9 protein-coding genes are annotated in these 13,066 nt (G+C 68.8%); 7 read left to right on the top strand and 2 right to left on the bottom strand.

The window, feature by feature from the left end:
- Positions 1-62 precede the first annotated feature (62 nt).
- The 6 genes from atpA (at position 63) to ACIBGM_RS30775 (ending at position 7,217) form a co-directional block, all read left to right on the top strand.
- Entirely contained in the window at positions 63-1,703 is a 1,641-nt protein-coding gene (gene atpA / locus ACIBGM_RS30800) for a F0F1 ATP synthase subunit alpha (RefSeq protein WP_360534322.1), read from the top strand.
- Positions 1,704-1,709: 6 nt separating this feature from the next.
- A complete protein-coding gene (locus ACIBGM_RS30795; RefSeq protein ID WP_360534324.1) occupies positions 1,710-2,621 on the top strand; it encodes a F0F1 ATP synthase subunit gamma in 912 nt (303 codons plus the stop codon).
- 5 nt (positions 2,622-2,626) lie between these two features.
- Positions 2,627-4,081: a F0F1 ATP synthase subunit beta gene (gene atpD / locus ACIBGM_RS30790; protein WP_360534326.1), complete on the top strand. Its 1,455-nt coding sequence runs from the start codon at positions 2,627-2,629 to the stop codon at positions 4,079-4,081.
- Position 4,082: 1 nt separating this feature from the next.
- Positions 4,083-4,487 carry a F0F1 ATP synthase subunit epsilon gene (locus ACIBGM_RS30785; RefSeq protein WP_360534328.1) on the top strand — a complete coding sequence of 135 codons (405 nt, stop codon included), beginning with the start codon at positions 4,083-4,085 and terminating at the stop codon, positions 4,485-4,487.
- A gap of 107 nt (positions 4,488-4,594) precedes the next feature.
- Positions 4,595-5,026, top strand: coding sequence for a DUF2550 domain-containing protein (locus ACIBGM_RS30780; RefSeq protein ID WP_360534330.1), 432 nt, complete (start codon positions 4,595-4,597; stop codon positions 5,024-5,026).
- 73 nt (positions 5,027-5,099) lie between these two features.
- Positions 5,100-7,217: a DUF6351 family protein gene (locus ACIBGM_RS30775; RefSeq protein WP_396387511.1), complete on the top strand. Its 2,118-nt coding sequence runs from the start codon at positions 5,100-5,102 to the stop codon at positions 7,215-7,217.
- Here the strand turns inward: ACIBGM_RS30775 and ACIBGM_RS30770 are convergent.
- Entirely contained in the window at positions 7,201-10,044 is a 2,844-nt protein-coding gene (locus tag ACIBGM_RS30770; protein ID WP_396387510.1) for a glycoside hydrolase family 2 TIM barrel-domain containing protein, read from the bottom strand. The two genes, ACIBGM_RS30775 and ACIBGM_RS30770, sit on opposite strands and share 17 nt — an antisense overlap.
- A 32-nt stretch (positions 10,045-10,076) precedes the next feature.
- Between ACIBGM_RS30770 and ACIBGM_RS30765 the strand changes: the two genes are divergently transcribed.
- On the top strand, positions 10,077-11,081 hold the full coding sequence (locus ACIBGM_RS30765) for a sugar-binding transcriptional regulator (RefSeq protein ID WP_360534336.1): 1,005 nt from the start codon (positions 10,077-10,079) through the stop codon (positions 11,079-11,081).
- Between the two features lies 1 nt (position 11,082).
- Here the strand turns inward: ACIBGM_RS30765 and ACIBGM_RS30760 are convergent, their stop codons facing one another.
- Entirely contained in the window at positions 11,083-12,855 is a 1,773-nt protein-coding gene (locus ACIBGM_RS30760) for a glycoside hydrolase family 127 protein (protein ID WP_396387509.1), read from the bottom strand.
- Positions 12,856-13,066: the final 211 nt, after the last annotated feature.

Here is a 13,066-nt window from a genome sequence, read left to right as displayed (position 1 = left end):
GGGGTCGGAACGCCTTTAGAGCCACAACAGGCCAGCAAGGGTCAAAGGAAGCAGGAAACACAATGGCTGAGCTCACGATCAGGCCGGAGGAGATCCGGGACGCCCTGGATCAGTTCGTCAACACCTACCAACCGGCCGAAACCAGCCGGGAAGAGGTCGGCACGGTTGTCGACGCCGGTGACGGTATCGCGCACGTCGAGGGCCTGCCCTCGGCGATGACGAACGAGCTGCTCGAGTTCGAGGACGGCACCCAGGGCATCGCGCTGAACCTCGACGTCCGCGACATCGGTGTCGTCGTGCTCGGTGAGTTCGACGGGATCGAGGAGGGCCAGCAGGTCCGCCGGACCGGGCAGGTCCTGTCGGTGCCGGTCGGCGAGGGCTACCTCGGCCGCACCATCGACCCGATGGGCAAGCCGATCGACGGCCTGGGCGAGATCAAGGACCTCGAGGGCTCCCGGGCGCTCGAGCTCCAGGCGGCCGGCGTGATGGACCGCCAGGAGGTCCGCGAGCCGCTGCAGACCGGTATCAAGGCGATCGACGGCATGATCCCGATCGGCCGCGGCCAGCGGCAGCTGATCATCGGCGACCGCAAGACCGGCAAGACCGCGATCGCGATCGACACGATCATCAACCAGAAGTCGAACTGGGAGTCGGGCGACCCGACGAAGCAGGTCCGCTGCATCTACGTCGCGATCGGCCAGAAGGGCTCGACCATCGCCGCCGTCCGCGGCGCGCTGGAAGAGGCCGGCGCGATGGAGTACACCACCATCGTCGCCTCCCCGGCTTCCGACCCGGCCGGCTTCAAGTACGTCGCGCCGTACACCGGCTCGGCCATCGGCCAGCACTGGATGTACCAGGGCAAGCACGTGCTGATCGTGTTCGACGACCTGAGCAAGCAGGCCGAGGCGTACCGCGCGATGTCGCTGCTGCTGCGCCGCCCGCCGGGCCGCGAGGCGTACCCGGGTGACGTCTTCTACCTGCACAGCCGCCTGCTGGAGCGTTGCGCGAAGCTGTCCGACGAGCTCGGCGGCGGTTCGATGACGGGTCTGCCGGTCATCGAGACCAAGGCGAACGACGTGTCGGCCTTCATCCCGACCAACGTCATCTCGATCACCGACGGCCAGATCTTCCTGCAGTCGGACCTGTTCAACGCCAACATCCGCCCCGCCATCGACGTCGGTATCTCGGTGTCCCGGGTCGGCGGCGCCGCGCAGGTCAAGGGCATGAAGAAGGTCTCCGGCTCGCTGAAGCTGGACCTGGCCCAGTTCCGCGCGATGGAGGCGTTCGCGATGTTCGCCTCCGACCTCGACGCCACCTCGCGCCGCCAGCTCGACCGCGGTCAGCGGCTGGTGGAGCTGCTCCGTCAGCCGCAGTACTCGCCGTACCCGGTGGAGGAGCAGACGGTCTCCATCTGGGCCGGCACGACGGGCAAGTTCGACGACGTCCCGACCAACGACGTGCTCCGCTTCGAGCGTGACTTCCTCGACTACCTGCGGCGGGAGAGCAAGGTGCTCGACTCCGTCCGTGAGTCCGGCCAGTTCGACGACGACGCGGCCGCGGCCGTGACCGAGGCGCTGGACGCGTTCAAGCCGACCTTCCAGACCTCCGACGGCCAGCTGCTGGTCGGCAGCGAGGCGCCGGCCGAGGCGATGGACGAAGAGGACGTCGAGCAGGAGCAGATCGTCCGGCAGAAGCGGGGCTGATCGACCGTGCCAGCCAGTCTGCGGGAGCTTCGCGAGCGTAAGGCCTCGGTCTCGACGATCAAGAAGCTCACCCGCGCGATGGAGCTCATCGCGGCGTCCCGGATCGTCAAGGCGCAGCAGCGCGCCCAGGCGGCCGGTCCGTACGCGCGTGAGCTCACCCGTGCCGTGTCGGCGGTGGCGACGTTCTCGAACGTCGACCACCCGCTGACCACCGAGAAGCCGAACCCGCGGCGGGCGGCGGTGCTGCTGATCACCTCCGACCGCGGCCAGGCCGGCGCCTACTCGTCCAACGTGATCCGCGAGGGTGAGCGGCTGAACACGCTGCTGCGCGAGGACGAGAAGGAGATCGTCCCGTACATCAGCGGCCGCAAGGGCCTCGCGTACTACACCTTCCGTCAGCGCGAGATCGCGCAGTCGTGGACCGGTGACTCCGACAACCCGAGCTTCGCCCGGGCCCGGGAGATCGCCGACGCGCTGATCGAGGCCTTCCTGACCCCGACCGAAGAGGGCGGCGTGGACGAGATCCACATCGTCTTCACCCGGTTCGTGTCCATGCTGACCCAGCGCACCGACGTGATCCGGCTGCTGCCGCTGGAGGTCGTGGAGGGCCAGGAGGCCCCCGCGGCCGACGACGTCCTGCCGCTGTACGAGTTCGAGCCGTCCGCCGAGGACGTGCTGGACGCGCTGCTGCCCAAGTACGTCGCCAGCCGGATCCACTACTGCATGCTGCAGGCGGCCGCTTCCGAGCTGGCCAACCGGCAGCGCGCGATGAAGTCGGCGACGGACAACGCGCAGGACCTGATCGAGAAGCTGACGCGGGACCTGAACCAGGCCCGCCAGGCCCAAATTACCCAGGAAATCAGCGAGATCGTCGGTGGCGCCAGCGCGCTGGCCGACGCGACCGCCGGGAGCGAGTGAGAGAGATGACTGCCACGGTTACCGAGAAGAACAACGAGGCCGGCGCCGCGGGTGTCGGTCGCGTCGCCCGGGTGATCGGCCCGGTCGTCGACGTCGAGTTCGCGGCTGACGCGATGCCCGACATCTACAACGCGCTCGAGGTCGACCTGACCATCGGCGGCGCGACCCAGACCATCACCCTCGAGGTGGCCCTGCACGTCGGTGACAACATCGTCCGGGCCATCTCGATGAAGCCGACCGACGGCCTGGTCCGCGGCGCCGAGGTGCGCGACACCGGCTCCGCGATCTCGGTCCCGGTGGGCGACGTCACCAAGGGCCGGGTCTGGAACGTCACCGGCAAGTGCCTGAACCAGGACGAGTCCGAGTTCGAGATCACCGAGCGCTGGCCGATCCACCGCAAGGCGCCGTCGTTCGACCAGCTCGAGTCGAAGACCGAGATGCTGGAGACCGGCATCAAGGTGCTCGACCTGCTGACGCCGTACGTGCAGGGCGGCAAGATCGGCCTGTTCGGCGGTGCGGGTGTCGGCAAGACCGTCATGATCCAGGAGATGATCTACCGGATCGCCCACAACTTCGGTGGCACCTCGGTGTTCGCCGGGGTGGGGGAGCGGACCCGTGAGGGCAACGACCTCATCAACGAGATGGAAGAGGCCGGCGTCTTCAAGGACACCGCGCTGGTGTTCGGCCAGATGGACGAGCCGCCGGGCACGCGCCTGCGGGTCGCGCTGTCGGCGCTGACGATGGCGGAGTACTTCCGCGACGTGAAGCAGCAGGACGTGCTGCTGTTCATCGACAACATCTTCCGGTTCACCCAGGCCGGTTCCGAGGTCTCCACGCTGCTCGGCCGGATGCCGAGCGCGGTCGGTTACCAGCCGAACCTGGCCGACGAGATGGGTGTGCTGCAGGAGCGGATCACCTCGACCCGGGGTCACTCGATCACCTCGATGCAGGCGATCTACGTGCCCGCGGACGACTACACCGACCCGGCGCCGGCGACCACCTTCGCCCACCTCGACGCGACCACCGAGCTCTCCCGCGACATCGCGTCGCGTGGTCTGTACCCGGCCGTCGACCCGCTGACCTCCACGTCGCGGATCCTCGACCCGCAGTACATCGGCCAGGAGCACTACGACGTGGCCGTCCGGGTGAAGCAGATCCTGCAGAAGAACAAGGAGCTGCAGGACATCATCGCCATCCTCGGTGTGGACGAGCTCTCGGAAGAGGACAAGATCACCGTCGCCCGCGCGCGCCGGATCGAGCAGTTCCTCTCCCAGAACACCTACATGGCGGAGAAGTTCACCAACATCGCGGGCTCCACCGTGCCGCTGAAGGACACCATCGAGTCCTTCAAGAAGATCACCGAAGGCGAGTGCGACCACATCGCCGAGCAGGCGTTCTTCAACGTCGGTTCGCTCGAGGACGTCGAGCGCAAGTGGGCCGAGCTGCAGAAGGACAACTGAGATGGCCGACGATTCTGCCAAGCACCTCGAGGTCGCGCTGGTCGCGGCCGAGCGGACGGTGTGGCAGGGCCAGGCCAAGATCGTCATCGCCCGGACCACGGACGGCGACGTCGGTATCCTGCCCGGCCACGCGCCGCTGCTGGGCCTGCTGCAGGGTGGCACCGTCCAGGTGCGGACCGTAGACGACGAGTACTTCGTCGCGGCCGCGCCGGACGGCTTCATCTCGGTGGCGAACGACCGGGTCTCCATCCTGGCCGAGAACGCCGAGATGGGGCACGACATCGACCTGGAGGAGGCCCGCCGCGACCTGGAGCGGGCCCTGGCCACCGGTAGCGACACCGAGGGCGCCCAGGAAGACCTCCGCCTCGCCGAGGCAAGGGTGCGGGCCGCCGAGAAGGTGGATTGAACGTACCTGCCATAATCGGAGAAATCGAATATCGTCACTGACAGTACGGTTCTCCGGGGTGCCCGGGGCAGTACCGAGTTCGGGCACCGGAAATGGGGTCGCAAGGTATGCGGATAGTCCTCGATGTCGTCGGGGTCTGTCTGCTTGCCGCCGTACTGCTGGTCATCGCTTTCGCGTGCCGTCGTCGCTGGTTGTCCAGGGACGGCGGCACGTTCGATTGCAGCCTGCAGCTGGCCGAGAAGGAGCACGGCCGCGGCTGGGCGCTCGGCCTGGCCCGGTACGTCGGCGACGACCTGCAGTGGTTCCGCGTCTTCAGCCTCGCCTGGTGGCCGAAGCTCGTCGTCAACCGCCGCCAGCTGGAAGGTGTCACCACCCGGCGCCCGATGGGCAACGAGCCCCTCGTGACGTACGCCGGCCACGTCATCGTCGATGCGAAGCTGCACGACCGCACGGTCCACTTCGCGATGACCGAGGAAGCCCTGACCGGCGTCCTCGCCTGGATGGAGTCCGCGCCACCCAGCAGCCAGACCTACCACTGACGTTTGCACCGGTCTGCCCGCGGCACTCCGGCAGGACCCCGGTTCTGACGCCGAAGCTGGGTACGTTTGGCCCGTGAGCCAGGTCGATCGCACCCGAGCCGTCGGTCTGCTCGCCGGCGTCCTCGTTGTCCTCCTGCTCATTCCCGCGGTTCCGGCCACCGCGACCCGGCAGCTCAAGCTGGAGGTGCTCTCCGGACGCCCGGACAAGGTGACCGGAGGTGACGCGCTCGTGCACGTCGACGTGCCCCGCGGCGCCGACCGGGTGCAGGTGACGCTGAACGGCAACGACGTGACCTCGGCGTTCACCGCCGACGAGCACGGTCTGACCGGTCTGGTCGGGGGCATGCGCCTGGGCGCGAACACCCTCAGGGCCCAGGCCGGCGACGAGCGAACCACCCTCGACGTCCGCAACCACCCGCGGCAAGGGCCGGTGTTCTCCGGTCCGCACCAGCAACCGTTCGTCTGCGAGACCGCGAAGTTCACCGTCCCGGTGGTCGGCGGCACGCTCGGCGAGGCGCTCGACGCCGACTGCACGATCAAGCCGCGGGTGGACTACTTCTACCGGACGACGGCGGGTGCGTGGGCCACATGGCCGGCTGGCGCGACGTCGTACCCGGCCGATCTTGGGCGCACGGACGCGAACGCGCCGTTCATCGTCCGGATGGAGACCGGCAGCGCCAACCGGGCGGTGGTCCAGACCAGTATGCTGCACGACCCGCTGCGCGAGCCGAAGCCGCGGCCGACCAGGCGTACGGCGGGCTGGAACGGGCGGGCGATCTTCACCCTCGGCGGCGGCTGCGCGGGCGGGTGGTACCGCTCGGGCAGCACGACCGGCGGGGTGACCGACGCCTTCCTGCTCGGCCGTGGGTACGCGCTGATGTCGTCGTCGCTGAACGTCTTCGGCCAGAACTGCAACGACCTGACCGCTGCTGAGTCGGCGATGATGACGAAGGAGCTCTTTGTCGAGCACTACGGGCGGCCGGAGTACACCGTCGGCTTCGGCTGCTCGGGCGGCTCGTACCAGGCGCACCAGATCACCGACAACTACCCGGGCATCTTCGACGGCATCATCGCCGGCTGCTCGTTCCCGGACGTCGGGTTCGGCACTGTGACGTTCATCAGCGACGCGTGGCTGCTGGACTCCTACTTCACCTCGCGGTCGAACGCCGCCTGGACGCAGGAGCAGAAGCGGCAGGTGGCCGGGTTCGCGACGTACGCGACGCTGCCGAGCATGGCGGTCAGCGCCGGGCGGATCGACCCGCGGCGAAACTGCGACATCGTCCCGGCCGCCGAGCGCTACGACCCGGAGACCCACCCGCGCGGCGTGCGGTGCGACGTGTTCGACCACGCGATCAACGCGTACGGCGCCGACCCGGCGACCGGCTTCGCGCGGCGACCGCTGGACAACGTCGGCGTGCAGTACGGGCTCGGGGTGCTGCGGTCCGGGGTGATCACGGCCGCGCAGTTCCTCGACCTGAACGAGTACGTCGGCGGGTTCGACGCCGACGCCAACCTGGTGCCGGCCCGGACGGTGGCGGATCCGCAGGCGGTGCGTACGGCGTACCGGACCGGGCGGCTGACCAGCGGCGGGGGAGGGCTGGCCGACGTGCCGATCATCGACTACCGCGCGTACTTCGACGACCAGGCCTACGGAGACATCCACGTCCGCTACCACACCTTCTCGATGCGGGCGCGGCTGGAGAAGGCGAACGGGACGTCGGCCAACCAGGTGAGCCTGCTGGAGGACGCTCGGTACGGGCCGTTCAGTACGGCGAGCCCGCTGCTGCAGCACGCGGTCGACTCGCTGGACGAGTGGCTGACCACGCTGGCGGCCGACGACTCGTCCCGGCCGCGGCTGGAGAAGATCGAGGCTGCGCGACCGACGTTGCTGGTGGAGGGCTGCAGGGGACCGTCCGGGTTCATCGCGCAGCCGTTGGACCGGGATCCTGCGTCCCGGTGTGAGCAGTTGTTCCCGTCGGCGTCGTTCCCGCGGGAGGTCGCGGGAGCCGGGGTCGCCGCGGATGTGATCAAGTGCCGGCTGCGTGCTCCGGAACGCGGCGAGTACCCCGGCTTCACCGACGCCCAGTGGAACCGGTTGGTGCGGATCTTCCCGGGTGGTGTCTGCGACTACTCGAAGCCGGGCATCGGCCAGCAGCCGCTGGCCGGCACCTGGCTCACGTTCCCAAACTGAAGCTGAAGCGGTGGGCTCGGGGCTGGAGATCGTGCGGCGGGAGGATCGGTGCGCCGCTCGTCGGACTGCCTAGCCCGTGCTGCAGCGCGTCCAGAGTCACCCAGACGCGGTCGCTTGGCGTGAGGTCTTCTCGGTGATTGGCGGCGGCCAGGTCGGTCATGGTCCAGCGTCGTACCGTCAGACCCAGGTGCGGGTCTCCGGTCAGCCTGAGTCTTCCTGCCGTCCCCGACAGCTCGGCCCAGCGCACGTCGGCCCGCGCGCCGTTCTCCTGTGGGTAGATGAACGGCACCTGCAGCTCTTCGATGGTCGCCGAGTATCGCCCGACCCTCGCCGCTGCCCGTGCGTCCGGATAGGCCTGTCCCGGGCCCAACCCGAACCATGTGATCTCTCTGAACCCCGGCGGCAGCCCGAGCGTCAGCCCGACGCGAGCCCACGGGACTGTCCACTCACCCACTGGCTCGGCCTCGACGTCGGCTGCCAGCCGCTTGCCGTCGGAGGTCCACCGGTAGGTCGTCAGCACCCGGGCATCGGTCGCGGCCGCGCCGACCATCGTCCGCACCACCAACTCGTCCCCTTCGACCTCCACCGCCACGGTCCGATACCGCAGCCGATGCAGCCCGGCGTTCGCCCATCGGGTCTTTCGGTCCAAGGTGGTCGCATCCCAAGTCCGCGCGTCGTGCTGGGTAGGCGCCCGCCACAACTCCAACGGCACATGCTCCACGTCCCAACCCTCCAACCGAACCAGCCGCCCACTCCGCGCGCAGAAGACCGCCGGCCCCAACGAGATCCCCTCACCGTCCGGCCGTCCCGGCCGAACGGCGGGAGTAGAAGAGGAGGTCGGCGCACTGGCGGGGGCGACTTGGGTCTGGGTGGAGGCTACTTCGTGGCCTGCAGAAGCCCGTGGGGTGTTGTCACGTAGTACGGCTCGGACTGTCAGCCAGCGTTCGCGGTTCTGGAGGGGGGTGGGGAGGTCGGGTAGTGCCACGGTTGCCTCGGCTCCGGAGGCGATGACCGGCATGTCCAGCGTCCCGCGGGCGACTGGCTCGCCCTCGTCGGTCAGTTCCCAGTGCAGGGACAGGTGGCTGGTGTCTGCGACGTCGTACCGGTTCGTGAGGTGGAGGACGTTCTCGGAGACGCGCAAGTGGAGAGGTTCAAAAGCCTTGCGGGCCTCGAGGAGGGCCGGCTTGGGCGTCAGGTCGGGGAAGACCAGGCCGTCGAGGACGTAGTTGCCGTCGTGCAGCTCTTCGCCGAAGTCGCCGCCGTACGCATAACTCCCGTCGGGCCGCAGGATGCCGTGGTCCATCCACTCCCAGAGGAAGCCGCCCTGGCAGCGTTCGTAGCGGTGGAAGAGCTCCTCGTACTCCGGTATCCCGCCGGGACCGTTGCCCCCGGCATGGGAGTACTCGCACAGGACGAACGGCATCGCCCGCCGCCGCGCGTCCAGCCGCGGATCATCCAGCGGCTTCTCGGCCCGCTTCCCGATCGCCTCCACCTCCGCGTGCGAGGCGTACATCCGGCTGTAGACATCGACGTCGGCACAGCTGAGATCACCCTCGTAGTGCAGTGGCCGCGACGGGTCCCGGTCCCGCGTCCACGCCGCCATCGCGGTCAGGTTCCGCCCGACACCTGCCTCGTTCCCGAGCGACCACATGATCACCGACGGGTGGTTCTTGTCCCGCTCCACCAGCCGCCGCATCCGATCCACCGACGCGGCCTCGAACGACGGATCGTCGGCCGGATTCCCCCGCCACCCCAGCAGGAAGAACCCGTGCGTCTCGTAGTCGCACTCGTCCATCACCCAGAACCCGAGCTCGTCGCACAACTGCAGCAACCGCGTGTCCGGCGGGTAGTGGCTCGTCCGGATCGCGTTGAGGTTGTGCTGCTTCATCACCAGCAGCTCCTGCCGCAACCGATGCTCCGGTACGACGCGACCCAGCACGGGATCGTGCTCGTGCCGGTTCACCCCGTGGAACAGCACGCGCCGCCCGTTGACCGTCAGCACCCCGTCCACGATCGCCACCGTCCGGAACCCGATCCGCAGCGAGACACGCTCATCCGGCGTCTCGACCACAGCGTCGTACAACCGCGGCATCTCCGCCGACCACGGCTCCACGTCAGCCACCGTCACCGACTCACCAGCAGCGAACTCGAGCCCCAGCGACGGCACCCGCACCACAGCACCGGGCACGGACTCGACCAGCAACGTCCCAGCGCCGGTCCGGTGGTCGTAGTCCGCATGCACGAACACGTCGGTCACCGACCGACGCGCCAGCAGTGTCACATCCCGGAAGATTCCCGGCAGCCACCACATGTCCTGGTCCTCGAGGTAGCTCCCCGACGACCACTGATGCACCCGCACCGCCAGCACGTTCGGTCCGACCCGCAGTACCGAACTCACATCGAACTCACTCGGCAGCCGGCTCCCGCGCGTCACCCCGAGCTCCACGCCGTTCAGCCATACCCGCGCACACGAGTCGACCCCCTCGAACCGCAGTACCGCAGGCCCGTCCCACGGCGCGTCGAACTCCAGCCGGTAGTCCCCGGTCCCGTTCTCGTCCGGCACGTACGGCGGATCGACCGGGAACGGGTACGGCTGGTTGGTGTAGATCGGCCGCCCGTACCCGTGCATCGGCCAGCTCGACGGCACCGGGATCGAGTCCCAGCCCGAGTCGTCGAAGTCCGGCCGCTCGAACCCGGCCTCGCCCACCGACTCCGCGTAGCGGAACCGCCAGGTCCCGTTCAGGCAGATCGACGGTACGTCGGAACGCACAGCAGCCCGCGCCGGCAGCACGCCGTACCCGGGCCCAGGGTCTTCGTAGTACGTCATTACATCCTTCCGATGCAGTTAGCATGCTGAGCATGACGACGGCGAGTGCGGGACAGGGGCCGCGACCGGTCGGCCGGCGGCAGCCGTCGGCGGATCACCTGCGGCTGCTGACCAAGGTCGCGAAGCTCTACCACGAGCAGGGTGTCCGCCAGCCGCAGATCGCCGCGCAGCTGCACATCTCGCAGCCGCGGGTGTCCCGGTTGCTGAAGCAGGCCGTGGTGGCGGGCATCGTGCGTACGGTCGTCATCCCGCCGGGCGGCGTGCACACCGAGCTGGAGGACGCGGTCGAGCAGCGGTACGGACTTCGCGAGGTGATCGTGGTCGACGCCAGCGGTGAGGACGACGCGCACATCATCCCGGCGCTGGGCGCGGCAGCCGCGGTGTACCTGGAGACCACCCTCACCGGCGGTGACCGGATCGGCATCTCGTCGTGGAGCTCCACGCTGCTCGCGACCGTCGAGTCGATGACACCGCGGCCGACGCAGGTCGCCGAGGAGGTCGTGCAGGTGCTCGGCGGCGTCGGCAACCCGGCCGCCCAGGCACGCGCCGCCCGGCTGATCGGCCGGCTGGCCGACCTCACCGGCGCCGCACCGGTGCTGCTGCCGGTGCCGGGTCTGGTCGGCAGCGTGAGCGCGAAGCGGACCCTGGTGAAGGACCCGGTGGTCAGCGAGGTGATGGAGGCATGGTCCCGGCTGACCCTGCTGCTGGTCGGGATCGGCAGCTTGGAGCCGTCGCCACTGCTCCGGGAGAGCGGTAACGCAATGACCCCCGAGGAGCAGAAGGTGCTGCAGGACCAGGGCGCGGTCGGCGACATCTGCCTGCGGTTTTTCGACGACGAGGGCAAACCGATCCGGTCCGAGTTCGACCAGCGCGTGCTCGGGCTGTCGGCAGCTCAGGTGCGCAGCGACGACGTCCGCAGCGTCGGCGTCGCGGGCGGCATGCGCAAGTACGCCGCCATCCGCGCAGCGCTCCTCGGACGCTGGGTCGACGTCCTCATCACCGACCGCACGGTCGCCGAACGCCTGGCCGCGGACTAACCTAACGGGCATCGATCCACACGGTCATCGGACCGACGTCCCGATTCGCCCACGCGTAGTAGGGGATTGCTGTCAACGTCCCGCCTCGCGCCGGCACCTCGACGGTAGTCACCCCACCGAGCAACTCCGGCCGCTCCTGCTCGACCAGCTCCCCAGCCAGCACAGCCGTCTCATCCAGTACGACGTCCTGGTCGAGCTGCTCGAAGCAGTACACCAACGGCCCGCGCTCGATCGCCACACAACCCCGCACCGAGTCGATCCGATCGTCCGGCACCGTACGACGTGCCTCCACCGGCAGCTCGAGCACCACCTCGTCGCCCACAGACCACCGGCGCCGCAACGGTCCCTCAGCACCATTCACCGTGATCACTGCACCTTCAGCCCACGCCGGAATCCGCAGCCCCAGCGTCCACGGCTCATCAGGTGACTCGGTCACCCGGACCGTGACTGTGCCGTGCCACGGGTACTGCGTCTCCACCTCGAACCCGACCTTGCCGGCGGGCAGCTCCGCTCGTACCGACGCCGGCGCGTACAGGTGCACCTGCACCCCGTCGTCGTCCGACGTCGCGACGAGCTGGTCGAGTGACGAGAGTGTCCGCATCACGTTCGGCGGGCAGCACGCCGTACCGAACCAGGGCTGTCGTCCTGCCACCGCGGACCGCTGGTCGTCGGCGAACGCGTGCTGACGGACCTTCAACGTGTTCACGTAGAAGAACTCGCCGCCGCTCAACGAGACGCCGGAGATCACCGCGTTGTAGAGCGTCCGCTCGATCAGGTCGGCGTACTTGCTGTCACCCGTCGCGAGCAGCAGCCGCCAGCTCCACTGCACGCTGGCGATCGCCGCGCAGGTCTCGCAGTACGCCGCATCCGGCGGCAGCTCGAACGGGTCGCCGAAGGCCTCGCCGTACCAGCGCGACCCGGCGCCGCCGGTCAGGTACAGCTGACTCTCGACCATCGTGTCCCACGATGCCTGCAGCGCCTCCAGCAACTCGGCGTCGCCGGTCTCGACCGCGACATCGGTGGCGCCGGCGGCCAGATACAACGCCCGCACCGCATGACCGGCGAGCGTCCGCACCTCCCGCACCGGCAGGTGGTCCTGGAAGTACGCCGGTCCGTGGTGTCCCGGCGGCTGCAACAGCCCGTGACCTCGGGCCTCGACGAAGTACGACGCCAGCTCCAGGTACGACGCCGTGCCGGTCTCCCGGTAGAGCTCGACCAACGCCATCTCGATCAGCGGATGACCGTCGATCCCCCCGAGCCGCCCGGGCCCGAAGGTCTTGCAGAGCAGATCGGCGAACCGGGTGGCGACCTCCAGCAGCGTGCGATTCCCGGTCGCGCGTGACTGCGCGACGGCCGCTTGCAGCAGATGGCCCGCGCAGTACAGCTCGTGGCCTTTCTCCAGGTCGCCGAACCGTTCACCGTCGAGGGCCAGTCGCACGTAGCTGTTGAGATACCCGTCCGGCTCCTGCGCCGACGCGACCAGCGCACTCGCTGCGGTCTGCCAGTTGGTGAGCTCGGTCGACGGGAGCCGGGTCTGTTCCCACGCGACCGCCTCGAGCCACTTGTAGACGTCGGTGTCGGCGAACAGCTTCCCCGCGAACCCGTCACCGATCGGCTCCTGCCCGGCGGCCCGTCGCAGGTTCCGCAACGTTCCGGCCTCTTCCAACCGCCGCGCGGCAGCCGGGATCGTCGAGTTCCGGTTGATCTCCTGGCGGTCCCGCCAGAACCCACCGGTGATCCGCACAGCGCCAAGCGGGAGTGACTCAAGAGGCATGGCCGACAGCCAACCACTGCAAACGAGTTGCAGGCAAGGGTTCGGTGCAAACGATTGCCGCCACGGAAGTCTCCGGCTGCAAACGATTGCGGAAACCGGGTGTCATGCTCTTGACATCGCCTCGTAACCTCCGTGACCATGAGGCCGTCGTTCCATTCGAAGCTGACTAGATATTCAGAATCTGGCCCGGTCAGCAGCCGCCCCCCTGCCG

This window comes from Kribbella sp. NPDC050470 (assembly GCF_044458365.1).
In the GTDB taxonomy this organism is placed as follows: Bacteria; Actinomycetota; Actinomycetes; order Propionibacteriales; family Kribbellaceae; genus Kribbella.
The sequence above is the reverse complement of the archived record's forward strand: the minus strand, read 5'-3'. Positions and strand labels throughout refer to the sequence as shown.